The 22829-nt window shown below is 59.9% G+C and carries 23 protein-coding genes and 2 tRNA genes; 16 read left to right on the forward strand and 9 right to left on the reverse strand.

Features of this window, described 5'->3' with window-relative positions; translation table 11 throughout:
* Positions 1-301: 301 nt before the first annotated feature.
* Positions 302-389, reverse strand: a tRNA-Leu gene (locus QP324_RS08065).
* A gap of 209 nt (positions 390-598) precedes the next feature.
* Between QP324_RS08065 and QP324_RS08070 the strand changes: the two genes are divergently transcribed.
* The 9 genes from QP324_RS08070 (at position 599) to QP324_RS08110 (ending at position 10433) form a co-directional block, all read left to right on the forward strand.
* Positions 599-1432: a DUF3662 and FHA domain-containing protein gene (locus QP324_RS08070; RefSeq protein ID WP_005326268.1), complete on the forward strand. Its 834-nt coding sequence runs from the start codon at positions 599-601 to the stop codon at positions 1430-1432.
* A 25-nt stretch (positions 1433-1457) separates the two neighbouring features.
* Complete coding sequence (locus tag QP324_RS08075; protein ID WP_005329668.1) at positions 1458-1910, forward strand: FHA domain-containing protein; 453 nt, start codon at positions 1458-1460, stop codon at positions 1908-1910.
* Positions 1907-3271, forward strand: coding sequence for a PP2C family serine/threonine-protein phosphatase (locus tag QP324_RS08080; protein WP_284815515.1), 1365 nt, complete (start codon positions 1907-1909; stop codon positions 3269-3271). The genes QP324_RS08075 and QP324_RS08080 overlap by 4 nt, the downstream gene beginning before the upstream one ends.
* 3 nt (positions 3272-3274) lie before the next feature.
* Positions 3275-4627 carry an FtsW/RodA/SpoVE family cell cycle protein gene (locus QP324_RS08085; RefSeq protein WP_284815516.1) on the forward strand — a complete coding sequence of 451 codons (1353 nt, stop codon included), beginning with the start codon at positions 3275-3277 and terminating at the stop codon, positions 4625-4627.
* Positions 4624-6054 carry a penicillin-binding transpeptidase domain-containing protein gene (locus tag QP324_RS08090; RefSeq protein ID WP_284815517.1) on the forward strand — a complete coding sequence of 477 codons (1431 nt, stop codon included), beginning with the start codon at positions 4624-4626 and terminating at the stop codon, positions 6052-6054. The genes QP324_RS08085 and QP324_RS08090 overlap by 4 nt, the downstream gene beginning before the upstream one ends.
* Complete coding sequence (locus QP324_RS08095; RefSeq protein ID WP_284815519.1) at positions 6054-7499, forward strand: serine/threonine-protein kinase; 1446 nt, start codon at positions 6054-6056, stop codon at positions 7497-7499. The genes QP324_RS08090 and QP324_RS08095 overlap by 1 nt, the downstream gene beginning before the upstream one ends.
* Positions 7500-7502: 3 nt before the next feature.
* Positions 7503-9461 carry a Stk1 family PASTA domain-containing Ser/Thr kinase gene (gene pknB, locus QP324_RS08100; protein ID WP_284815521.1) on the forward strand — a complete coding sequence of 653 codons (1959 nt, stop codon included), beginning with the start codon at positions 7503-7505 and terminating at the stop codon, positions 9459-9461.
* 64 nt (positions 9462-9525) lie between these two features.
* Positions 9526-9795 carry a cell division protein CrgA gene (crgA, locus tag QP324_RS08105; protein WP_005326260.1) on the forward strand — a complete coding sequence of 90 codons (270 nt, stop codon included), beginning with the start codon at positions 9526-9528 and terminating at the stop codon, positions 9793-9795.
* Between the two features lie 74 nt (positions 9796-9869).
* Complete coding sequence (locus QP324_RS08110; protein WP_284815523.1) at positions 9870-10433, forward strand: hypothetical protein; 564 nt, start codon at positions 9870-9872, stop codon at positions 10431-10433.
* Here the strand turns inward: QP324_RS08110 and QP324_RS08115 are convergent.
* From QP324_RS08115 to QP324_RS08125, 3 genes are all read right to left on the reverse strand, one after another.
* Positions 10405-11838, reverse strand: a complete 1434-nt coding sequence (locus QP324_RS08115) for an NAD(P)/FAD-dependent oxidoreductase (RefSeq protein WP_284815524.1) — start codon at positions 11836-11838, stop codon at positions 10405-10407. The two genes, QP324_RS08110 and QP324_RS08115, sit on opposite strands and share 29 nt — an antisense overlap.
* 306 nt (positions 11839-12144) lie before the next feature.
* Positions 12145-12798 carry a rhomboid family intramembrane serine protease gene (locus QP324_RS08120; protein ID WP_284815527.1) on the reverse strand — a complete coding sequence of 218 codons (654 nt, stop codon included), beginning with the start codon at positions 12796-12798 and terminating at the stop codon, positions 12145-12147.
* Positions 12799-12908: 110 nt separating this feature from the next.
* Positions 12909-13439, reverse strand: coding sequence for a peptidylprolyl isomerase (locus QP324_RS08125; RefSeq protein WP_005326254.1), 531 nt, complete (start codon positions 13437-13439; stop codon positions 12909-12911).
* 69 nt (positions 13440-13508) lie between these two features.
* On the opposite strand from QP324_RS08125, the gene QP324_RS08130 reads away from it, so the two are divergent.
* Together QP324_RS08130 and QP324_RS08135 are read left to right on the forward strand one after the other, a co-directional pair.
* On the forward strand, positions 13509-14168 hold the full coding sequence (locus QP324_RS08130) for an HAD family hydrolase (RefSeq protein WP_284815529.1): 660 nt from the start codon (positions 13509-13511) through the stop codon (positions 14166-14168).
* A 180-nt stretch (positions 14169-14348) separates the two neighbouring features.
* Positions 14349-14987, forward strand: a complete 639-nt coding sequence (locus tag QP324_RS08135; protein WP_284815531.1) for a DedA family protein — start codon at positions 14349-14351, stop codon at positions 14985-14987.
* 49 nt (positions 14988-15036) lie between these two features.
* Here the strand turns inward: QP324_RS08135 and metE are convergent, their stop codons facing one another.
* Complete coding sequence (gene metE, locus QP324_RS08140) at positions 15037-17307, reverse strand: 5-methyltetrahydropteroyltriglutamate--homocysteine S-methyltransferase (protein ID WP_284815533.1); 2271 nt, start codon at positions 17305-17307, stop codon at positions 15037-15039.
* Positions 17294-18226 (reverse strand): methylenetetrahydrofolate reductase, encoded by a 933-nt coding sequence (locus tag QP324_RS08145; protein WP_239279060.1) that lies wholly within the window; start codon positions 18224-18226, stop codon positions 17294-17296. Before QP324_RS08145 ends, metE begins: the two co-directional genes overlap by 14 nt.
* A 282-nt stretch (positions 18227-18508) precedes the next feature.
* Here QP324_RS08145 and QP324_RS08150 point away from each other — a divergent pair, with 282 nt between their 5' ends.
* The 3 genes from QP324_RS08150 to QP324_RS08160 all read left to right on the forward strand — a co-directional run bounded on the left by QP324_RS08150 (position 18509) and on the right by QP324_RS08160 (position 20156).
* On the forward strand, positions 18509-19249 hold the full coding sequence (locus QP324_RS08150; protein WP_284815537.1) for a hypothetical protein: 741 nt from the start codon (positions 18509-18511) through the stop codon (positions 19247-19249).
* Positions 19250-19382: 133 nt separating this feature from the next.
* Positions 19383-19586: a hypothetical protein gene (locus tag QP324_RS08155; protein WP_005326240.1), complete on the forward strand. Its 204-nt coding sequence runs from the start codon at positions 19383-19385 to the stop codon at positions 19584-19586.
* A 99-nt stretch (positions 19587-19685) separates the two neighbouring features.
* Positions 19686-20156, forward strand: coding sequence for a GNAT family N-acetyltransferase (locus QP324_RS08160; protein ID WP_238801888.1), 471 nt, complete (start codon positions 19686-19688; stop codon positions 20154-20156).
* Here the strand turns inward: QP324_RS08160 and QP324_RS08165 are convergent.
* Positions 20153-20401: a hypothetical protein gene (locus QP324_RS08165; RefSeq protein ID WP_284769327.1), complete on the reverse strand. Its 249-nt coding sequence runs from the start codon at positions 20399-20401 to the stop codon at positions 20153-20155. The genes QP324_RS08160 and QP324_RS08165 overlap by 4 nt on opposite strands.
* A 248-nt stretch (positions 20402-20649) precedes the next feature.
* Positions 20650-20722: transfer RNA gene (locus tag QP324_RS08170), tRNA-Ala, on the reverse strand.
* Between the two features lie 157 nt (positions 20723-20879).
* Between QP324_RS08170 and QP324_RS08175 the strand changes: the two genes are divergently transcribed.
* Together QP324_RS08175 and QP324_RS08180 are read left to right on the forward strand one after the other, a co-directional pair.
* Entirely contained in the window at positions 20880-21743 is an 864-nt protein-coding gene (locus QP324_RS08175; protein WP_225746206.1) for a polysaccharide deacetylase family protein, read from the forward strand.
* Complete coding sequence (locus tag QP324_RS08180) at positions 21743-22291, forward strand: DNA-3-methyladenine glycosylase (RefSeq protein ID WP_284815539.1); 549 nt, start codon at positions 21743-21745, stop codon at positions 22289-22291. Before QP324_RS08175 ends, QP324_RS08180 begins: the two co-directional genes overlap by 1 nt.
* An 18-nt stretch (positions 22292-22309) precedes the next feature.
* On the opposite strand, the gene QP324_RS08185 is transcribed toward QP324_RS08180, so the two are convergent.
* On the reverse strand, positions 22310-22795 hold the full coding sequence (locus QP324_RS08185; RefSeq protein ID WP_284815541.1) for a MarR family winged helix-turn-helix transcriptional regulator: 486 nt from the start codon (positions 22793-22795) through the stop codon (positions 22310-22312).
* Positions 22796-22829 lie beyond the last annotated feature (34 nt).

Below are 22829 nucleotides of genomic sequence, written 5' to 3' on the forward strand. Positions count from 1 at the left end.
ACAAGCCACCAGCGGCCACGAAGACGGCCGACCAGCAACCTACGACAGTGCCATCGACACTGCCTACAACCACTCTATGGGAATACGCAAAGGCCACATACGCTAAACCCCACCAACACAAAATGTCGTTTAGCCCGACACGCCGCAAAACAACACATTCTGTCGTTTAGGCCTTAAATACTGCTACCCAGTACATGATTGATGAGCATGGATATGCTGCGCACTAAGCAGAAGAACAGCGATTAGGAAAAATAAAAAGAACCGGAGTGGAAACTTCTGTGGTTTCCACTCCGGATTTCGATGGTGCCCGGGGCGGGACTTGAACCCGCACGTTCTTATCGAACACTGGCACCTGAAGCCAGCGCGTCTGCCAATTCCGCCACCCGGGCAGGGTGTGGTTGTCTTAGCGACTTGATAAAGATACCACGAAAAGCGTATTAAACTACAAATCTGCAGGAAAAGTGGATTATTTCGAGGAGGGGGTGGCGAAATTTCTGGGAACTTTCGCGTCGCCATCTACGTTTCGAGGGAGTGAACAAACTATACTGATCGCTACTGATCGCTACTGATCGCTGCATGGTGGAAAGGAGAATGGCTCGTGGCGTTTTTAGAAAAGCTGGCGAAGCTGGACTCCGCCATGCAACGCGGCCTTGATAATGGCATGGCCCTTGTCTTCGGCGGCAAGGTCGTTCCCGCGGAAATTGATGAGCTTTTGAAGCAAGAAGCTCAGGACAATCTCGCGCGCGGCGACGATGACAACCTTTATAGTCCGAACGTAATGACTGTGGGTGTCTCCTCCAAGGATTTGGAGAACTTGTCGCAGGATCGCAATTTGCCGGCCGATTGTGCAGACCAGTTGTCGCGCTTCATTCGCAATAGCGGATGGTCCCTCGCGGGCCCCGTGATCGTGCGAGTGGCAGAAGAATCTGGTTTGCGCACGGGTCAGCTTCGCGTGTCCTCGTTTATTGATCACGAGCCCACGGAAGAAACCGGATTTGAGGCTATTTTCCACGACTTTGATGGTCAGGAGGACCAGATGACCGAGCAGCACGAGAATACGGCTGATGACGCAGTAACTACCGCTTTCATTGCTCCAGATAGTCAACCCGCCCCGCAGCCGCAGGGCCCAGCAGTCAACCTGATGCTGCAGGATGGCTCTTCGCGCGTTTATCACGTGCAAGAAGGCTCCAATATTATCGGCCGCAGCAATGACGCGGACCTGCGCCTGCCGGATACTGGCGTATCCCGCCAGCACGCGGAAATCACCTGGAACGGCCAGGATGCGGTTCTGGTGGATTTGCAGTCCACCAACGGCACCACGGTGAATGAGACGCCGATTGATAATTGGCTGCTTGCCGATGGCGATGTGATCACCATGGGCCATTCCCACATCGAGGTTCGCATCACGGGCCTTGATTCGCACAGCTACTAAGTTCAGTTAAGGAAGGGAGGTCGCCATGGATGCAGTCATCATGCTGGCGCTTCGCATCGGCTTGTTGGCTCTGCTTTGGATTTTTATCCTGGTGGCCTTAAACGCCATGCGTCGCGATACCAATAAGTCCGCCGGCGCTATCCGCCAGCAGTCGAAGAAGGTGGGAGCACCGCGGCGTCGGGAAGCGATTAAGCAGCTGTCCATCGTGGAGGGTCCCCTGCAGGGCTCCCATATGGAGTTGGGCACGTTGGAGGATTGCACGCTGGGCCGCGCCTCGGACTGCGATTTTGTCACGGGCGACGATTATTCTTCTGGCCACCATGCCCGGCTATTCCGCCGCGGCAGCGAATGGGTTGTGGAGGATTTGGAATCTCGCAATGGCACCTTTGTCAATGGCGTGCGCATCGACCAACCCGAGGTAGTCGGCGCGGACTCCGAAATTAAGCTGGGCCGCACCACCGTGAGGTTGAACGCATGACACTGAAGCTGAACTTCTTTGCTAAGTCCGATCGCGGCCTCATTCGCGATAACAACGAGGACTCGGGCTACGCCGGTCCTCACCTTTTGATCTTGGCCGATGGCATGGGTGGCCATGCGGCGGGCGAGGTTGCCTCCGAGCTGATGGTCAACCACCTAGAAATCTTGGACCAAGATCCGGGTCAAGAAGACACCAAGGCCCTGCTGGAAGCGGCCGCCGAGCAGGCCAATGAGGCCATCAGTGACCACGTCAAGGCGCATCCAGAAACCGAAGGCATGGGCACCACGCTGTCCACCATGCTCTTTAACGGCACGGATTTCGGCGTCTGCCACGTGGGGGATTCCCGCGGCTACCTGCTGCGCGACGGCGAGCTCAAGCAGATCACCAAGGACGACACCTACGTGCAATCCTTGGTGGACAAGGGCGAGCTGGACCCGGGCGACGTCTCGTCACACCCGCAAAAGTCCCTCATCCTAAAGGCCTATACGGGCCGTCCGGTTGAAGCAACGCTGTTTACTCTCGACGCCAAGCCGGGCGACCGCATCTTGCTGTGTTCCGATGGCCTTTCGGACCCCGTGACCGCGTCCACCATTGAAACCGCGCTGGGTCAAGGCAGCATCGAGCAGGCCGGATCCGCCCTAGTGGACCTGGCTATCCGTTCGGGCGGCCCGGATAATGTCACCGTCGTAATCGGTGAAGTAACTGAAGAAAAGCCCAAGGAACATGAGCCGTTCCGCGTGGGCGCGCTCGCCGGCCCGACGGAAGAGCCCACCCACCCGGATTCTTCTGCTTCGCGGGCGGCACAGCTCTCCCGCAAGCCGCAAGTAATTCCACCGGCCGTCATGGCCGAGGGCGAGAACGAGCGCCCCGAGCATGCCGACGACGACACGGAGGACGAAACTTCCGGCCGAAAGATCGGCTGGAAGGTCCTCATTGCCTTGCTCATCGTGCTCGCACTGGTCATTGGTGCCGGCCTGTGGGTGAAGAACTTCTTGTCCAATAATTACTACGTGGCCACCAACGAGGCGCAGGAAATCACCATCCAACAGGGTGCTGACTACTCCGTCTTTGGCAAGGAACTACATTCCACGCACCAAAACGTGTGCATCAATGACAGCAACTCGCTGCTCTTTTCCGGCCAGCCCTGCGAGGGCGACTTCACACCGCTGAAGGTCACGGACTTGCCGGAATCTGAGCGCAGTGCCGTCGACCATCTCTCCACTGGTGATCTCGGTGAAGTGCAGCAACAGATCAATGATTTGGGCGATAAGGCGCTCAAGCCATGTATCACTGCACCGAGCCAAAAAGATAAAAAGGATGCCAAGAAAAACAAGCCTGGCGTTACCTGCCGGGAGGTGTAGGTTGTGAAAAAGTTTTTTAGCCGAGGAACCGAACTCGGCCTGCTCATCCTATCCGCCATCGTCTTCGCTATCACTTTGGTCAGCCTGGAGCTATCCCAAGACAATGCGCTGACGATGGACCTGGTTTATCTCATCGGCGGATTCATCGGCGTCTTTACCGTTGCTCACCTGGTCATGTGCTTCTTAGCGCCGTATGCCGATCAGATCATGCTGCCGATTGTGGCGATCCTCAACGGCATGGGGCTCATCATGCTGGCCCGCCTGGATCTGGTCAATGAACAAGGACTCGCCGTGCGCCAGGTCATGTGGACCATAGTCGGACTTGTGCTCTTCGTGCTTGTCTTGGCCATTTTGAAGGATCACAGGTCACTGACGCGCTATTCCTATATCTTGGGCGCCGCCGGCCTCGTCCTGCTGGCCCTGCCACTGGTGTGGCCGCAGCCTGCCGGCGTAGAGGCACGCATCTGGCTTAACCTGGGCCCCTTCTCCATCCAGCCGGGTGAGTTCTCCAAGATCCTGCTGATCTTGTTCTTTGCCATGCTGCTGACGCAGAAGCGCTCCTTGTTTACCGTCGCGGGCTACCGCGTATTCGGCATCTCCCTGCCGCGCCTTCGCGACCTCGCACCCATCCTGATCGTGTGGGCCATCGCGATCGTCATCATGGGCATTTCCAATGACTTTGGTCCGGCACTGCTGCTATTTAGCACCGTTCTTGGCATGCTATTCATGGCCACCGGCCGCGTGAGCTGGCTGCTCATCGGCGTTGTTCTTGTCGGCGTCGGCGGTTTTGGCATCTACCAGATTTCTTCCAAGATCCAGCAGCGCTTTTCCAACTTCCTGGATCCGTTGGGCAACTACGATGGCACAGGTTTCCAGCTCTCCCAGTCGCTGTTTGGCATGTCCTCTGGTGGCATCTCAGGCAGCGGCTTGGGCCAAGGACACCCAGAGCTGGTTCCGGTGGCTCACTCGGATTTCATCCTTGCCGCTATTGGTGAGGAGTTCGGCCTCATCGGCCTCGCCGCCGTGCTGGTGCTTTTCGGTATGCTGACCACCCGCGGTTTCGGCACCGCGCTGCGCACCCGCGATACCTACGGCAAACTGGTGGCATCCGGTCTTTCTCTTACCTTGGCCGTGCAGGTCTTCGTGGTCACCGGCGGCATCTCTGCCCTGCTGCCAATGACCGGACTGACCACGCCATTCATGTCTGCCGGTGGTTCCTCTCTCATGGCTAACTACGTGTTGTTGGCGATTCTGCTGCGGATCTCTAACGCGGCTCGTCGCCCCATGCAGGAGACCTCGGGCGATGCTCCGAGCGATACCTCCATGTTCCCGTCGGTCCAGGAGGCTCACCGATGAATCGATCCATCCGTCTAGTGTCCCTGTTCGCCATCATTTTGACCGCCATTTTGCTGGTCAATATGACGGTAATCCAGGCTTTTTCTGAGGATAAGTACGCCCATAATCCGCGGAACATGCGCGGGTTTATGGAGATGCAAACCACCCCGCGTGGCCAGATCTTTGCGGGCAATACCGTGCTGGCGCAGTCTACGCAAAACCCGGATGAGACCTACTCGCGCTCCTACCCCATTGATTCGCCGGCCTTTGGCAACCTGACCGGTTACCTGTCGAGCCAGTTTGGCGCCTCCGAGTTGGAGTCATCCCAAAATGACATCCTCAATGGCACCGATGACTCTTTGATGAAGCAGAATTGGCTCGATGCACTGGCCGATAAACCGAAGCAGGGCGCCAACGTAGAGGTCACCATCGATCCTGCGCTCCAGCAGGCGGCTTACGATCAGCTTGTGGGCCCAGGTTACGAGGGCTCGGCGGTTGCCATTCAGCCCTCCACCGGCAAGATTCTAGCTATGGCCTCCAACCCTGGCTATAACCCCAATGATCTGATGGGCGATTCCGCCGAGGAGAATTGGGCCAACCTGCAGGAGCAAGAGGGACAGCCGCTGGTCAACCACGCCGGTGCAGAGACCTTGCCTCCTGGCTCCATTTTCAAGATCATTACCACCGCCGCAGGCCTTAACAATGGCTTTGATCCTTCCTCCACCCTGACCGGTTCCAATGTCATTACCTTGCCGGATACGGTGACAGAGCTGACTAACTACGCCAACCAAAAGTGCAATGGTCAGGATGCGGTAACCCTGCAGACCGCCTTCGCGCTGTCGTGCAATACCGCGTTTGTGGAAATGTCGGAGCAGCTCGGCGCTGATGAGCTGCGCAAGTACGCCAAGGCCTTTGGCGTGGGCGAGAACTACGACCTCGGCGTGTCTACCTCCGCCGGCACCTTGGGCGATTTGCCGGATGGGGCGGCCACGGCGCAGTCCGCCATTGGCCAGCGCGACGTCACCATGACCGCGCTGCAGGCAGCCGTCATGGCGGGCACCGTAGCCAATAAGGGCACCCGCATGCAGCCCTACCTGGTCAATCGCATTACCGACGCCCAGATGAAGGACATCCGCACCACCAAACCAAAGAAGGCGGACCAAGCGGTTAACGAGGAAACTGCGGCTACGCTTACTGATTTGATGTATGCCTCGGAGCGTTCCTCCGCTGGATATGATGGCAATGGCTTTGCTTCCAAGACCGGTACCGCTGAGCATGGCGAGGGCCTAGCCCCGCACGTGTGGTACGTCGCCTTCGATCCGGAGCGGGATATTGCAGTGGGCGTCGTGGTGAAAAATGGTGGTAACTTGGGTGAGTCCGCGACGGGCGGCAAGGTTTCCGGCCCAATTGGCCGCGCCATCCTGCGCGCATACCAGGGGGAGCAGTAATGAATAGCGCCGAGAATAAGGAACATCTCCAGGCACTGATTGGCAGCGACTACGAGCTGCAGTGGATCATCGGTCACGGCGGAATGTCCACCGTGTGGTTGGCCGATGATACCCGCAATGATCGTGAGGTAGCACTCAAGGTTCTGCGTCCGGAATTTTCCGATAACCAGGAGTTCCTCTCGCGCTTCCGCAACGAGGCGAAATCGGCTGAATCCATTCAGTCTGAAAACGTGGTGGCCACTTATGACTACCGCGAGCTAGAGGATAACGGCCGCAAGTTCTGCTTCATGGCTTTGGAGTATGTGCGCGGCGAATCCCTCGCGGACCTTTTGGCGCGCGAAAATACGCTGCAAGAAGAGCTCGCTCTCGACGTTCTCGAGCAGGCGGCGCATGGCCTATCCATCATTCACCGCATGGAGCTGGTCCACCGCGATATTAAGCCCGGCAACCTCCTCATTACGCAAAATGGCCAGGTCAAGATCACGGACTTTGGCATTGCCAAGGCGGCCGCGGCTGTGCCGCTGACCCGCACCGGCATGGTGGTGGGTACCGCACAGTATGTATCGCCCGAGCAGGCACAGGGCAAGGACGTCACGCCGGCTTCCGATGTCTATTCGCTCGGCGTCGTCGGCTACGAAATGCTCGCCGGCAAGCGCCCTTTTACCGGAGATTCCTCCGTGTCCATCGCCTTGGCGCACATCAACCAGGAGCCAGAGCCGCTCTCGACGAATATCAGCGCTCCAGCCCGCGAGCTCATTCGCATCGCATTGCGCAAGGACCCCTCTACCCGCTACGCCGATGGCAATGAGTTCACCCTAGCCATCTCCGCAGTTCGCTTAGGCAAGCGCCCGCCGCAGCCTAAGTCCGCCCCGCTAACGCAACGCGCACCCGAGCCCTCTCCGTCCGCATCGACGGAGATGTTGGGCAATGTCGCCCAACCCACCACCATCCATCCGGCTGCGGGAACCGCTCCCACAAAAGAGTCCAAGGGTGGCTCCTCTTTCCTGAAGGGGTTAGGCATCACCCTGCTCCTCGCAGCCGTGGCCGGTGGTGGTTACGCTGCCTACCACAACTTGAGCGATAACGACGAAGAAAGCGAGCCCTCCCGCACCCCGGAGACCTCGGTAGTTACGGAATACCGCGATCCCACCACCACCCCGCAGGACACCCCGGACGAAGATACAGAAGAGGCCCCTGCACCGGTGACGGTGACAGAGACGGAACCGCAGGAATCCGATCAGGAAGAAGCCCCGCGTACGACTCACCGTGAGACACCCACGCGCCACTCGCCCACCCACCAACAGCAGCCCCCGGCCGTACCAACGCAACAGAATCCGCAGGATACGCACGTTGAAAACACACCTGAGCTGGATACTCCAGTAAACTCGCAGGCTAATGAGCTCCCCGGAGACTTGGCCGATCTACTTACACAGGAGGGTGACTAAGCGATGGTCAATGACCGCTATCGGAGAGGCGAGATCATCGGCGCCGGCGGCATGTCTGAGGTCTATGCTGCCGAAGACACCGTCCTAGGCCGCCAAGTAGCGGTAAAGATGCTCCGCCCAGAAATGGCGCGCGACGTCAACTTCCGCGAGCGGTTTTACCGCGAGGCCCAGAACTCGGGCAAGCTGAATCACCCCAATATCGTGGCGGTTTATGACACCGGCGAAACCGAGCTGGATGGCATGACCATCCCATATATCGTCATGGAGCGGGTCAATGGCCGCACCCTGCGCGATATCATTCGCGAGGACGGAGCCCTGTCCGCCCAAGAAGCGGCGGATATCCTCAAACCGGTAGCGGATGCACTGCAAGCCTCGCACGAGGCCGGGATTATCCACCGCGATATCAAGCCGGCAAATATTATGCTCACCAACACCGGCCAGGTGAAGGTGATGGACTTCGGCATCGCCCGTGCCTTGGATGATTCCACCTCGGCGATGACGCAAACTTCCGCCGTTATCGGCACCGCCCAGTACCTTTCCCCGGAGCAGGCCCGCGGTAAGAACGCGGATGCCCGCTCCGATGTCTATGCGCTGGGCTGCGTGCTCTATGAGGCGCTCACTGGCCATACGCCTTTTGAGGGCGAAACCCCCTTTGCGGTTGCGTATCAGCATGTGCAGGAAGAGCCGACGCCGCCGTCGGAGCTCATCGCGGATCCCTCGCTGACTCCTACCCAACGCGTCAATATCGATGCGGTAGTACTTACCGCTATGGCCAAGCACCCGGCGGATCGCTATCAGTCCGCTTGGGAGATGGCCGGCGATTTGGAGCGCCTGCGCAATGGGCAGGTCACCGCTGCAGCGCGCATGCACGTCAACGAGGAAGAAGACGATCAGCCTACCGAAATGGTCGGCGCCGCCGCACCAGCTGCGGCCGCGCACCGCGCGCCAATCCAGTCCACCCGCCCCACCGAGGACGATGACAATCAGGGTGGCGGCTGGATGAAGTGGCTGGCAGCCTTCCTGGCCGCCCTCTTGGTAGCCATCGTGGGCTACTTCGCCTGGGATTTCTTCTCCAACGATAAAGACTCTGAAGATAAGCCACGCCAGACCCAATCGGCTCACCAGGACAAAATCACCGTGCCAGAGGTGGAAAACCGCCCGCGCAACGAGGTGGTTAAGGAACTAGAAGACATGGGTTTGCAGGTCACCGTCAATGAGGAGGCCAACCCGGATATTCCACGCAATAATGCCATTCGCATTAATCCGGCCCCAGGCTCCGAGCTGCAGAAGAACGCCTCGGTTACGCTGACTGTTTCCTCTGGCAAGGAGATTACGGACGTTCCGGATATCACCGGCATGACCTTGGATGAGGCCGCTCGAGCCCTCGAAGGAGCAGGCTTGGTGCTCAATTCCGATGTCTCGGAAGAAAACGATGAGTCCCCGGCCGGCCAGATCATCAAGCAGGACCCGGCCGGCGGCACGCAGCTGTCCAAGGGATCGAAGGTACGGGTAACGGTTTCTAAGGGCGTCGAAAAGAAGCGCGTGCCCAATGTCGCCGGCATGGACGTCGAGGATGCCCAGAGCCGTCTCGAGTCGAATGACTTTGATGTAGACGTCCGCGAGGTGGATTCCTTGGAACCAAAGGGCACGGTGCTCAGCGTCTCCAATCAGGGCGCGGAGCTGGAAAAGGGCAAGCCGGTTACCGTTGAGGTATCCAATGGCATGCTCTTTAAGGCCCCTGACCTGGTACGCAAGAATCAAGGCCAGGCCGAGGCCGCGTTGCGGGAGGCTGGCTGGACCGGCCAGTTCGTCGTGGGCGAGCCGGCACCTACCGGTGCGCTGGTGGATGCCAATAAGATTGGCTGGGCGTCTGTGAACCCGGGCGATACCATGCGCAAGGATCAAAATATTGATATCCGCCTGTGGAGCTTCGACCCCGCTGCACTTCTGCCGCAGCCATAACTGCTGGTATCCTAAGGCCTCAGTACGAACTTAGATAAGACTTTAAATCTAGAAAAGGTATCTTATGCCGAAGTCAAAGATTTCCCAGAGCTCCTCCGTCCCTACCTCGAGCTCTGCTACCAACCGCACGCCCGTCAAGATCAATTCTGAGGGCACCCCGAAGTGGTACGTCGCCATCATGCTGGGCCTGATGGTCATCGGCCTGCTGTGGTTGGTGGTCAATTACCTCGCTGGCCAGGACATCCCGTTCATGGCAGACCTCGGCGCTTGGAATTACGGCATTGGCTTTGGACTGGCCATTATCGGCCTGCTGATGACCATGGGTTGGCGCTAAGCTCAATCTCCCAGCCTGTTCCCTCGCTCCCTACTTCCTGTAGGTGGCGAGGATTTTTCATATCTAGGAGCCAAATGTCTCGCCATATTCTTGCTGCTGGCCTCATCATTTCGGTGGCCTACGCGGTCGTGCACATCGCGTTTGCCGACGCCACCCTACTCACCGGCGCCGCTCCCCTCCGCCTTTCCGTGCGCAATTACCTAGGCAACGTCCTGGGCTCGGGCATGGTGTGGGGAATCTTTAGCTACCTCATGGGCAAGAATTTTCCGGGCCGGTGGCTCAAGGCACTCCTGGCCGGTACGGGAATCATCGTGATGATGCTGGCCGTGCACTACACCTTGCTCGTGGTCTTCGGTGTATATAGCTGGAGCGAGGCTTTCGAGTACAACGCCCAGTGGTTCTTCCTAGCGCTCCTCTCTGGACCGGTACTGGGGCTAGCCGGCGCGGCCTCGGCACGGTTCCGCTGGTTCGACTACCTCGCCGTCCTTGGTTTTCTCCTCGAGCCCGTGGTTGCCGGACTCATCCCAGGCAGTTCCTACCTGCCCCGCACCACGACCATCCCTGGGTACTGCGCCGCCGCGACTCTGTGGCTCATCGGCGCGGGCTTCCTTATTTGGAAGCGCCATTCCACGCGCTAAGCGCTTCTTCGGCGGCCCACCACCCCGGCATGCCGTGCACGCCAGCGCCGGGAGCGGCGGAGCTAGAAGCCATAAATACTCCCGGGGTGAGGCGGTGCGGATGGGCCGACAGGCGTGGTCGCAGGAGGGTTTGCAGCCCGGTCATGGCGCCGCCAGCAATATCGCCGCCCACCAAATTAGGATTCCATCGCTCCAGATCGGCCGGGCTCGTAGCACGGGTGGCCAGGATGGTATCGCGAAATCCGGGGGCAAAGCGCTCAATCTGGGCAGCAATCAGCTCGGTGACCTCACCCGGATAGCGTTCCACGTAGCCGCGGGGGACGTGCGCATACGTCCACAGTGTTTGCCCTCGGGAGGGGTCGGCCACGTATTGCTGGCATGCCAATACCAAGGGGCGCTTAGGCATGCGCCGCTTGCCGACGTCCCCCTCAGCCCCACAGATTTCCTCCATGGTGCCTCCCACATGCACGGTGCCGGCCCGACCCACGCGCGGATCGATCCATGGCACGGGTTCGCTGAGGTGGAAGTCAACTTTGAATACGGCGCTGCCATAGCGCCAGCGCGCGAGGCTCCGCCGAGTGCCGTCCCGCAGTTCCAGTCCGCTCAGGCTCAGAATCTGGCGCGGGGTGAGGTTCACAATGATCGCATCGGCCGGAGGCAGCTCCCGCAGGTCGGTGACTTCGCATCCGGTGTGGAGGCGGGCATGGTGGGAACGGAGGAGGTTAAGGAGGGCGTCGATAAGAGCACCGGTGCCACCCTCCACCACGGGCCAGCCGCGGGTCATCCCTAGCCCGCCAAAGAGCAGGCCGAACGCCGAGGTCAAAGGCGAGGTGGGCGAGGTAATCGCATGGACCGCGCTGCCTGCAAAGAGCGCGCGGGCCTGGGGTGTGCGAAAGGCCGCCCGCGCGAGACTACTGGCAGGCAGGGCTCCGGCCGCGCCAAATTGCGCCAAGCGCACGGGTCTTTCGGGCCAACGCACCAACGGGGTAAGCGCATTGTCCACATGCTCATCGATGTGGCGGACGATGTGCCCGTGCAATCGCCTCCACGCCTGGGCATCGGCTCCCAACTCCGCCGCCGTGTCCGCCAAAGAACCGTGCAAGATCCCGGCCGGCGCGCCTTCTAGCGGATGCGCCATGGGATAAGGGGCATTGAGCCACCGCACACCGTGGGCTTCCAAGTCGAGGGCGCGAAAGGCCGGGCTCGCTACGCCAAAGGGGTGCCCAGCCGCACCGAGATCCACAATCGTGCCCGGGAAAACCTCCGCGGAGGATGCCGCTGCACCACCGGCCCGGCCGGCGCGTTCGTAGACATCCACACTCCATCCGGCCATGGCCAAGCGCGCCGCGGCCGTGAGCCCATTCGGGCCTGCGCCGACGATCACAGCGCGAGGTTGATAATCCACAATGCTCCTTATGCAGGTCAGTGCCCAAATTTATCAGTCTTGTTAACACAATGGGTAGAAAGTTATCCACAGGCTGTGGAGAAAACCTGTGAAATGTGAATTTCACACAATTATTAACACCCTGTGGATAACTGTTTTCACGGGCTTCCACAGACTGATTTTCACACTTTCACACGGGCTAGACCAGCGTGATCAGGGAAAACTCCGGAAAGGCGTTCGGTAAATTACAAAAATGTAGTTATTCACAATGTGGATAACCATTGTGGAATTCTTTCGCACACGCTTTCCGGTGATCAAATTCCACAGTTATCCCCAAACCCCAGCTTGTTGGGCTAATAGTGCGAGGACTACCGCGGCCACCGCAGCAACGCCGCCCCAGCGGAGGCTGGAGCTATTTCGATAGAGGAAGAGGCTCAACACGATGCCTGTGCACAACCCGCCAAGGTGTCCCCACAGGGATACGCCATCGGCGAGAAAGGTATAGGCCACATTCGCCAGAACGAGCGCGATGGGCGCACGGAGATCGAGCCCGCGCTGGCGGTAAGAACCCACCAGCATGGCCATGAGCGCGAAGAGCGCGCCCGAAGCGCCGACGGTGGGGGTCTCAAAATCGAATGTCAGGATCATGGCGGACGCGCCGAGGCAAGAAATGAGGTAGGCGGCGAGGTACAACCCGGTGCCAAGAGCCCGCTCCACCTCCTTGCCTATGAGAAGGAGCATGATCATGTTCACCGCCAAGTGGCCCGCGTCCAGGTGCATAAACGCGGAGGACAGGGCGGTCTGCGGCGCAATCGGGTATTGCGGGCCCCACAGGCCCCAGTCCACCGCGAGGTCGGAATCATAGAAGGTAGCGCCCAGCGTCCGCGCCTGCACCGCGGTAATAAGCCAGGCAATGATGCAGACGGCCGCGATGAGCGCGGTCGCCGGGGTAGTGCGGACATAGTTTCTCACCATGGTCATGAAGTTGTCAGTCCTTGAGGCGGGGTCTAGTGGTGGGTGGCTCGAGGTAAAACTGCAACGAGCCCGCCGCCGCATGGATAATGCGGTGACGGGCCCGAGGGAAAAGGCGATTACGCGATATCGATGGACTCGATAACAACGTCCTCGTGCGGACGGTCCATGCGGTCGGTATCAACCTTGGCGATCTTGGACACAACCTCCTGGGAGGCAGCATCGGTAACCTCACCAAAGATGGTGTGGTGGTTGTTCAGGTGCGGGGTCGGCGCCACGGTGATGAAGAACTGGGAGCCGTTGGTGCCTGGGCCGGCATTGGCCATAGCCAGCAGGAATGGACGGTCAAACTGCAGCTCCGGGTGGAACTCGTCCTGGAACTGGTAGCCCGGGCCACCGCGGCCGGTGCCGGTAGGATCGCCGCCCTGGATCATGAAGTTATCGATGATGCGGTGGAAGATTGCGCCGTCATAGAACGGGCCGGACTGCTCGCCCTTTGCGTTCTGGGTGGAGTAGTCCTTCTCGCCCTTGGCCAGGCCGATGAAGTTTTCAACGGTTACCGGTGCGTGGTTACCGAAGAGATCGATAACAATGTCACCGTAGTTGGTATGCATCGTTGCAGTTGCGGTCTTCTGAGTCATGCCAGCCATTGTAAAGAATTTAACGCGCGCCTGCCGCGCATGACATAACGCTGTCAGCGATCGCGCTAGCCTGAAGGCATGATTCGCGCGCTACTTTTTGATCTGGATGACACCTTGCTCGACCACACCGGCGCGGCCCGGGACGCGGTGGATCAGTGGTGCCGCGAGCTAGGCCTGCCCGAGGGCCAGCATGCGCGCTTTGCGGCCATCGAGCGCACCTGGTTCAGCGCCTACGAGCGCGGCGAGGTCACCCACCAGGGTCAGCGGGCGGCGCGCTGCCGCGAATTCCTCGGCCGGGACATGAGCGATGCCGAGGCGCTGGCCGCTTATGACGGCTATCTTTCCGCCTACCGGGAGCAGTGGCGCGCTTTTGCCGACGCCCTGCCCACCCTCACCTGGGCCCTCGAATCCGGCTTCCAGGTGGGCGTGCTCACCAATGGCGAGCGCGAGATGCAGCAGGCCAAGCTGGAGGCGACAGGCCTTGCGCTTGCCGACGTCCACCTCATCCCCACCGTTGACCTCGGCTGCCCCAAACCGCAGCGCGCGGCCTACCTTGCCGCCTGCGATCAACTTGGCACCGCCCCCGCGGACACGCTCATGGTGGGCGATTCCCTAGCCAACGATGTGCAGGGCGCGCGCACGGCGGGCCTGCACGCGCTTCACCTCGACCGTGCGGGGTATGGGGATCTGAGCTCGCTTAGCGCGTTGATAGAGGTTCTCCCCCGAAAAGCCAGCTGACTACGCTGGTGCCGAGGCTTGCGCACCCAGTTTGCGGATCTTTCTCGCTAGTGATGTTTTTAACCCAAAGGTTAGAACTAGAAAAGAAACATACCGGTTCCATTCGGACACCCAGCGGATTCGCAGCTACTTTGCAGTTTGCGGAGGATACTAAAAGAACTGCTAAGAAAGGATCCACTCATGGATTTCTTGTCCTCCCTTCACAACCTCATGGACGCAGGCTCGCTGCTCCAGAGTTTCGGACCTTATATCCTGCTCGGCGTCGCCGTCGTCATCTTCATCGAGTCCGGCGTGCTTTTCCCATTCCTGCCGGGTGATTCACTGCTCGTAACCGCGGCCATCCTGCGCCACGAGCTCGACATCAACGCCTGGCTGCTCTTTGTCGTGGCCGCGGTGGCCGCCTTTGCCGGCGACCAGGTGGGCTTCTACTTGGGCCGCCGCTTTGGCCGCAAGCTCTTCAAGGACGATGCCCGCATCCTGCGCACCGAACACCTCGATAGCGCGGAGGAGTTCTTCCAGCGCCACGGCCCGGTGGCCCTGGTATTGGGCCGCTTCGTGCCGATTGTGCGCACCTTCGTCCCCTTCGCCGCGGGTACCGCAGAAATGGGCTACTCCTCGTTCCTGCGCTGGAATATCCTCGGCGGCGTGGGCTGGGTAGGTTCCATGCTGCTCGTCGGCGTACTGCTGGGCGGTATTCCGGGGATTGCTCACTCCATCGACATCATCATGCTGATCGTGGTGGCAATTTCCGTGCTGCCGATGATCATCGGCTGGATCAATAAGCGCCGCAAGGCACAGCGCGAAATCCCGGCCACGTAAGAACTTTTATTCTTTACCCGGCCGGGATTGCGGTGCGATTAGGGAGGATTTAGAGGGACTCACGCACCTCATCGCGAGCCAGCACCATATTGCGCAGGGAGGCCTCGGTCTCCTCGTAGCCGCGGGTCTTCAGGCCGCAGTCCGGGTTGACCCACAGGCGCTCGACCGGCACGTGCTTAAGCGCGGCGCGGATGAGCTCCGCCATCTCCGCTACGGAAGGCACGCGCGGGGAATGAATATCGTAGATGCCCGGGCCGATCTCGGAGTGGAAGGTCTCGTCGATATCCTCCAGCAGCTCCATGCGGGAGCGGGCCGCCTCGATGGAAGTGACATCGGCATCTAGGCCGGCAACGGCATCAATGATCTGGCCGAACTCGGAGTAGCACAGGTGGGTGTGGATCTGGGTGGTCGGCTTGGCCTCGAGCGCTACCAGGCGGAAGGAACGCACGGCCCAGTCCAGGTAGGCCTTGCGGTCTTCCTCGCGCAGCGGCAACAGCTCGCGCAGGGCGGGCTCGTCGATCTGAATGATGTCGATGCCGGCCTCTTCCAGGTCATGCACCTCATCTGCCAGCGCGACGCCGAGCTGATCCGCGGAGACGGACTGGTGTACGTCATCTCGCACGAAGGACCAGGCCAGGATGGTCACCGGGCCGGTGAGCATGCCCTTGACGTGGTGCTCCGAAAGCGACTGCGCGTACTTGGACCACTCGGTGGTCATCGCAGCAGGGCGGGAGATGTCACCAACAACGATTGGCGGACGGGTGCAGCGGGAGCCATAAGACTGGACCCAGCCGTTTTCGGTGGTGACAAAGCCATCGAGCAGCTCAGCAAAGTACTGAACCATGTCATTGCGCTCCGGCTCGCCGTGGACGAGGACGTCGAGGCCGAGGCGCTCCTGCAGCTCAATGACGGACTTGACTTCGTCCTTGAGGGCGGCGTTGTAGTCGGCGTCGGAAAGCTCGCCCTTGCGGTGCGCCGCACGCGCCTGGCGGATTTCCTTGGTCTGGGGGAAGGAGCCGATGGTGGTGGTTGGCAGCTGCGGCAGGCCGAGTTCCTTCTGCGCCTCGTTGCGCTCAGCAAAGGCAGGCTCGCGCTTAACCTCGCCGGCCGGCAACTTTTCGATACGCGCCTTCACCGCCGCGTTGTGGATGCGCTCGGATTCGGCACGGGTGCGCACCGCGCGGTCGCTGATGCTATACGCTTCCGGTGCCTCTAGCGGACCCTGGGAGAGGGCGACGACTTCCTTGACTTTCTCGTTGGCGAAGGAGAACCAGGTAGCGACGTCGGCCGGCAGCTTGGTTTCCGCCTCCACGGTGTGCGGCACGTGCTGCAGGGAAACGGAGGTCGATACGGAAAGGGAATCGAGGCTACCCTCCAGGTCCTCGTACTTGGAACGCAGGTCGCGCAGGTTGGCGGCCCAGACATTGCGGCCGTCGATAAGGCCGGCAACCACGTGGGACTTCAGATTCTTCACGCGCTCGAGGTAGCCCTCATCGAGTGCCAGGGTGCCCACGGAAAGGTCCACCTGGACGGCCTCTGGCTTGAGCTCCGCCAGAACGTCGAGGCCCTTGCGCGCAGAACCGTACGGGGTGGTGAGATATACCTGCGGGCGGTTGTCCGCACCCAGGATGGCCTCATAGGCGCGCTTGGTGTGGGCGGCCAGTTCCTCATCATTGGCAATGGTCAGGTCCGCTACTAGGGCAGGCTCGGCCAGCTGTACCCACTTCACGCCGGACTTATCCAGCTCGGCCAGTACCTCCTGGTATGCCTTGACGGCATCATCCAGGCGGTCGAGCGGAGACTTGGTAGCACCCTCTGCCTGCTTAGACAGGGCCAGCAGAGTAACCGGGCCGACGAGGTATGGGCGCACGGTGTGGCCTGCCGCGCGGGCCTCTTCCACCAGCTTGATAACGCGCTGCGGGTGCGCCTTGAAATCCTGGTCATCGGCGATTTCCGGGACGATGTAGTGGTAGTTGGTGTCGAACCACTTGGTCATCTCCAGCGGCGCGGTGTCCTTATTGCCGCGGGCCAAGGTGAACTCATCATCCAGGGTCTCGCCGGCCACGGCGCCAACGGTCAGTGCGGTCTCGAGCACCTGGTCGTAGTAGGCGACGTCAGCAGGAATGGCGTAGTCCTCAGTAAGGTCCAGGTCGCGCAGGCGGTTATAAGTATCCAGGCGCAGGGAATGTGCGGCGGACTCGAAGGTTTCCGCATCGATGCGGCCTGCCCAGTAGGATTCCAGCGCACGCTTGAGTTCACGGTTAGCGCCGACGCGAGGGTAGCCCTCAATCGTCGCCTTGGGGAAATTAGTGTTCGTCATTGTCTACTCCGATTCGAGATAACAGGTCTTGCGTAATGTCCGGGTTGTTGTGGGTATAGATATGGAGGCCGTCCGCGCCGCCGGCCACGATGGTGCGGGCCAATTGGGCGGTAAGCTCCATGCCGATTTCGTATTCCTCTTCTGGGGTTGTCGCTGCCGCGAGCTGAGTGCGCACCCTCTCGGGTACGGTCAGCCCGGACAGCTGCCCCATTCGCTCCAACCGGCGCAGGCTGGTCATGGGCATAATCCCCGGAATGAGGGGGATCTTCACCCCGGCCAATTTCGCCCTTTGGGCGAAGCGGAGGAAGTCCTCCGCGTCGAAGAAAAGCTGGGTGATGGCGAAGTCCGCGCCGAGACGCTGCTTATTGAGCAGGACGTCGAAGTCTTCGTCTTCGTTCTTGGATTCGGCATGGCCGCTGGGGTAGCACGCCACGCTCACCGCGAGGCGGCCGGCGGCGAAGCGGGCAGCCTGGTGGCTTTCCAGCTGGCGGATGAGGCGAACCAGCTCATCGGCATGCTGCAGGTAGTGCTCAGGCATGCCCCCTTCGGGGAGGTCACCGCGCAGGGCCAGCAGGCCGCGCACGCCGGCATCCACCAAGCGATTAATCCACCCGATGAGCTCGTCGCGCGTCCCGGCCGTGCAGGCCAGGTGCGCCAGGGGGCGCATAGAGGTGTTCTGCGAAATCTTCTCAATGAAGGCCGCGGTTCCCTCCAACCAACCGGAGCGCTGGGAACTGGTCACCGCGATGTAATCGGGGTGATAGCTTTCCAGCACCTCAAGTAAGCGGTCAATCTTGGCGGCATCGGCATCGTGGCGCGGCGGGATTACCTCAAAGGAAAGGGCCAGGCGTTCGGGCGCAGGTGCTTCCTCTTCACTTTCATAGTCCAAGGGCGCAGAAGCCGAAAGTCGCGGGCTCATGGTCACCTCCTTTGCTGGTCGTCGTTGGCGTGTTGAGAAAAACGTACCAAGCTGTTCAGTTTGCACGGTAGCGATTTTTCAATGGTGATACCTTTGCAAGCCCACAAACTGCGAGGTTGACGAAAAATCGGGTGAATAATAATCGTTAATTCTGAACCAAGCGGTCTACTTCTAGCGCGTTCCCCCTGCACGCCACGACGCCAACGGTGGTACACCACCCACCACGTCACTATGCTGGGTGAAAGCGAATTGATAAATCTGAGTTAAGGAGTGTTCCACCCTATGAACCCCACCACGCTGAACGTGGCCTTTAAGACCGCATCGAACCTGTGGAGCCAGTTCAATAACTACCGCGAGGAAAAGTCCCGCGAGGCCTACACCGCCCTGGAAGAGGCCGCACAGAAGATGGACGAGCGCGATAACAGCACCTTCGCCGAGCCGCGCCGCCAAGCAGGCGCCGTCACCCGCGCCGCACACTCCCGCCTCGAGCGCGCACTGGAGGAGTTCAACGACTACCGCGAAGACGCCACCGAGCGCCTGAACGACGCCAAGGAAGAGGCCACCAAGAAGGCTAAGAAGGCCCGCAAGCAGGCAAAGAAGGATTCTCAGAAGGCCCAGAAGAACCTCAAGAAGAAGTCCGCCAAGGTAGCCAAGAAGCAGAAGAAGAAGAAGAAGTCTTCTAAGGGTTGGATCTTCGCCGGCATCATCGCCCTGCTGTCCGCTGCGGCCGGTGCCGCCTATTACTGGCTGCGCTCCAACGACAAGCCGTCCCAGACCCCGCCGCGCGTGGATGATTTCCAGGCCGATTCCCACACCGCTCCGGAGTCCACCTTGGTCTACACCTCCACCAGCGAGAATGACACCCAGTCTGACCTCGTTGAAGAAGGTGCCGTACGCGATGAGGAGCTCCTCGGTTCCATCGATGAGCAGCTGGCCAAGCACCGAGAGGAAGAAGCAGCTCAGCCGGCCGATACCACCCGCGTTACCGATGACCACCAAAACGAGGGCAAGCACCGCCTGTAAACCTAGGAATAAATACGCTTACCACCCCGCCGTGGGGGTATGCGTAGCGTTGTCTAGATCTCATTGCTTTGCCTAAACAAAAATCTCTTGATTGAATTCCCACATTAGGGATCTTTCTACAAGGAGATGAACAATGAGCTTTGAGTCCCTCACCGTCAAGCTCAAAGACGGCTCAACGTACTACTTCCCGGCAGGTGCGGTGTCCAAAGACCCTTCCTCTCGCGTGGATAACCTGCGCTTCGCCATCGATAACGGAACCACCTTCCACTCCGTGGATGAGGCCGGCATCGAGCGCGAATTCAACGGTCACGACGTCCGCAATTACCACCTAGCCTAAGCGTTAGCACAATCCCTTCCCCGCAGATCACCAACCTGTGCGGAGGGGATTTTCGCATGCCCACCCCACGCTGCTGCCCCGCCGTCTATCGTGGATCTTATGGAACTTCGCGCAACGCAGGAATCTGACCGCACCTACCTCGCCCGCCTCAACTTTCTTACCGATACTTTCGGTGACGAGCACGGCGAGCTCTCCCCCGACTTCGCCGATGATTTCGCCTTCTACGTGGAAAATTGGGATCCCAACCAGGGCGGTTTCATCGCCTGGCAGGAGCTCGTCCCGGCTGGCGGCGTGTGGCTCAACTGGGGGACGGAGGACAATCACGGCTTTGGCTTTGTCGAACCCGCCATTCCGGAGCTCGCCATCGCGGTCGAGGCCCGCTATAAGGGCCAGGGCATTGCCACCGCGCTTATCGACGCCGCCATTTCCCTCGCCCAGACCCTGCGCGCCCCCGGCATCTCGCTAGCCGTCCACCCCGATAATCCCCGCGCCAAGGGCCTCTACGAGCACCTCGGCTTCGAGCACGTAGGCAGCCACAAGGATCATTTTGTGATGGTCAAGCGCTTCTAAATCGAACGCAGGCGGGCGTGGGTGACGTAGATCGGCTCGTTATCCACGGCCGTCTTAAATTCTTCGGTCAGGCCAGCCATAACTGCCTCACGCGCCTCTTCGCGGGTGCTGTGAAAGCTCACAACCTCACCATCCACCGCGGCTTCGCCGCGCTTGCGCACTACAACGAATTCCGCGCCCTCCGGCGCCGCAACTTCCTTGTCTGCGGAGGTAAAGGGATCACTGTAGCGAACATTGGCGGTCATGTTTGGTCTCCTAGTGGTATCGCGGGACAGTTATGATTCCCCGTTCACTGTACTGAAAGTTTCTCCCCCGCGACCTTGCACACTTCCGCCCTCTTCTTTCACTGTTCGCGATTTTCGTCCATATAAACCGGCACAACCGTCGACGAAAACCACAGTTTGTATGGACGAAAATCGCTAAATCAACCCCCTGAACCCCTCCACATAGAAAAAGTCCGGCCCCTCCGAAGAGGAAGCCGGACTTCATGCTGTGGAGCATAGGAGAATCGAACTCCTGACCTTCTGCTTGCAAAGCAGATGCTCTACCAATTGAGCTAATGCCCCAGTGCCTAAATACTTTACTACCGCAGGCGAAGTAACTCCAAACCTGAACCACTCAGATCACTTTGGCCACTTTAGGCATGTCCTATCACTTCCGTAACACGCAGGCGCTAGGGTCATGGGCACATCGTGTCCACTTTCCCTCATCCTTAGGAAGACTATGCGCCGCATTCTCACCTCCGCCCTCACCGTGCTCGTCGCCGCTGCCGTTCCGGCGGCCGCTAACGCACAGTTGCCGCAGATTCCACAGCTGCCTGCATCCTCCAGCTCGAATATCCAAGACGAAATCAACCACCGCATCGAGGACGCCCGCGCGCAGGTCGAGGACATCTCCTCCAATGCCTTCCCGCACAAGGCTCCTAAGCAGAAGGCGCCCACCCCGGCCCAGGAGAAGAAAACAGCGCAGCGCAATAGTGGTGGCGTCGACTGTGCCAACTGCGTAGCTATCACCTACGACGATGGCCCAGGCGCCGAGACCAACCGCCTGCTGGACAAACTCAAGGCCAAGAACGCGCATGCAAGCTTCATGGTTCTCGCCCCCAGTGCTGAGCAGCACCCTGAGCTCCTCAAACGCATGAAGGCCGAAGGCCACACCATCGGCAACCACACCAAGAGCCACCGCCAACTCAACACGCTGTCCCCTGAGCAGGTATCCCAGGAAATCGACGCCGGCAACGCCGCTATTAAGAAGGCCACCGGCCAGGGCACGCGCTGGGTACGCCCGCCCTACGGAGCTACCAACGCCACCGTGGATCAGGTAACCCGCGATAAGGGCGTCTCCCAGGCGCTATGGGACGTCGACACCGTGGATTGGAAAGACCGCAACTCTGAGCACGTCTGCTCCTCGGCCGTGCAGGGCGCCCGCGCCGGCTCCATCGTCTTGATGCACGATATCCACCCCACCACCGTGGACGCTGCCGATTGCGTCATCGATGGCCTGCGCGCCAAGGGCCTCGAGCCCGTGAGCCTGGATCGCCTCCTGCGCACCCCCGTGGCAGGTAAGCGCTACTACGCTCGTGGTTAATGATTGATTTTGCCCTGACTGCCGACGCCGTCGCTCCCCAACTCCTCGGCTGCACCCTCACCCATTCGGGAGTGAGCATCCGCCTCACTGAGGTCGAGGCTTACCTAGGCGCCGAGGACTCCGCGGCACACACTTTCAATGGCAAGACCCCGCGTAATGCGGCCATGTTCGGTCCGCCGGGCAGGTTCTACGTCTATATTTCTTACGGCATCCACCGCAACGTCAATATCGTCTGCGCCCCTGAAGGCACTGGCCAAGGCTGCCTGCTGCGTGGCGGTGAAATCATCGAGGGCGCCGACATCGCCTTCGCCCGCCGTGGCACCTCTGATTTTCATAACCTCGCCCGCGGACCGGGAAACCTCGGCAAAGCCCTCGGCTTCACACTCGAAGACAACCACCAACCAATACAGCTTGTCGAGCGAACCACCGAGCCAGAATGGGTGCGCGGACCGCGTATCGGTATCTCCAAAAACAAGGAAGCGGCCCTACGGTTTTGGATCCCCTTCGATAAAACCGTCTCGGGCCGCCGCGGCTATCCCAAGAAATAGCCCTGCTCGTTTCGCTACTTAATAGCGCCCGCCGTAGCGCTCATCATTCTCGATGGCCTTAATGATCCGCTGATTAATCTGCAGCATCTGGCGAATCTGCGTACGGGTGAGGTTATCCATGACGGACTTCCGCGCCTGCTTAGCGTGCCCTGGCGCAGTCTCAACTACCTTGTCCCAGCCGCTATCCGTCAGCTGTGCCATGGTGGTGCGTCCATCAGTCGGGCACGGCTGGCGCACAACCCACCCCTGCTTTTCTAAGCGCGTAACGACCTGGCTCAAACGAGACAGAGATCCGTTCGCAGTCAATGCAAGGTCACGCATGCGCATTTCGCGATTCTCCGCTTCAGATAGCCGCGAGAGCACCGTGTACTCAAAAAAGCTCAGACCTGCGTCATCACGCAGCTGAGCATCCAAAATATTGGTCAAGCGAATATTTACACTCATTAGGGACATAAATGATGCCAGTTCTTCATCATTTAGCCAGAAGTCATCGCGCTCGGTCATGAGATTTATCTTAACAACAAGGCTTTAATTCTAA

It is taken from the genome of Corynebacterium sp. UMB0012, from assembly GCF_030216265.1.
Taxonomy (GTDB): domain Bacteria; phylum Actinomycetota; class Actinomycetes; order Mycobacteriales; family Mycobacteriaceae; genus Corynebacterium.

Bases quoted from the DNA above. Each gene is read 5' to 3' on its own strand.
- QP324_RS08155 (WP_005326240.1), top strand. From the start codon at position 19,383: ATGAGCTTTGAGTCCCTCACCGTCAAGCTCAAAGACGGCTCAACGTAC.
- QP324_RS08120 (WP_284815527.1), bottom strand. From the start codon at position 12,798: ATGACCATGGTGAGAAACTATGTCCGCACTACCCCGGCGACCGCGCTC.
- QP324_RS08185 (WP_284815541.1), bottom strand. From the start codon at position 22,795: ATGACCGAGCGCGATGACTTCTGGCTAAATGATGAAGAACTGGCATCA.
- QP324_RS08125 (WP_005326254.1), bottom strand. From the start codon at position 13,439: ATGGCTGGCATGACTCAGAAGACCGCAACTGCAACGATGCATACCAAC.
- QP324_RS08110 (WP_284815523.1), top strand. From the start codon at position 9,870: ATGTCTCGCCATATTCTTGCTGCTGGCCTCATCATTTCGGTGGCCTAC.
- QP324_RS08150 (WP_284815537.1), top strand. From the start codon at position 18,509: ATGAACCCCACCACGCTGAACGTGGCCTTTAAGACCGCATCGAACCTG.
- QP324_RS08165 (WP_284769327.1), bottom strand. From the start codon at position 20,401: ATGACCGCCAATGTTCGCTACAGTGATCCCTTTACCTCCGCAGACAAG.
- crgA (WP_005326260.1), top strand. From the start codon at position 9,526: ATGCCGAAGTCAAAGATTTCCCAGAGCTCCTCCGTCCCTACCTCGAGC.
- QP324_RS08180 (WP_284815539.1), top strand. From the start codon at position 21,743: ATGATTGATTTTGCCCTGACTGCCGACGCCGTCGCTCCCCAACTCCTC.
- QP324_RS08080 (WP_284815515.1), top strand. From the start codon at position 1,907: ATGACACTGAAGCTGAACTTCTTTGCTAAGTCCGATCGCGGCCTCATT.
- QP324_RS08160 (WP_238801888.1), top strand. From the start codon at position 19,686: ATGGAACTTCGCGCAACGCAGGAATCTGACCGCACCTACCTCGCCCGC.
- QP324_RS08075 (WP_005329668.1), top strand. From the start codon at position 1,458: ATGGATGCAGTCATCATGCTGGCGCTTCGCATCGGCTTGTTGGCTCTG.
- QP324_RS08095 (WP_284815519.1), top strand. From the start codon at position 6,054: ATGAATAGCGCCGAGAATAAGGAACATCTCCAGGCACTGATTGGCAGC.
- QP324_RS08135 (WP_284815531.1), top strand. From the start codon at position 14,349: ATGGATTTCTTGTCCTCCCTTCACAACCTCATGGACGCAGGCTCGCTG.
- QP324_RS08175 (WP_225746206.1), top strand. From the start codon at position 20,880: ATGCGCCGCATTCTCACCTCCGCCCTCACCGTGCTCGTCGCCGCTGCC.
- QP324_RS08130 (WP_284815529.1), top strand. From the start codon at position 13,509: ATGATTCGCGCGCTACTTTTTGATCTGGATGACACCTTGCTCGACCAC.
- metE (WP_284815533.1), bottom strand. From the start codon at position 17,307: ATGACGAACACTAATTTCCCCAAGGCGACGATTGAGGGCTACCCTCGC.
- QP324_RS08145 (WP_239279060.1), bottom strand. From the start codon at position 18,226: ATGAGCCCGCGACTTTCGGCTTCTGCGCCCTTGGACTATGAAAGTGAA.
- pknB (WP_284815521.1), top strand. From the start codon at position 7,503: ATGGTCAATGACCGCTATCGGAGAGGCGAGATCATCGGCGCCGGCGGC.
- QP324_RS08090 (WP_284815517.1), top strand. From the start codon at position 4,624: ATGAATCGATCCATCCGTCTAGTGTCCCTGTTCGCCATCATTTTGACC.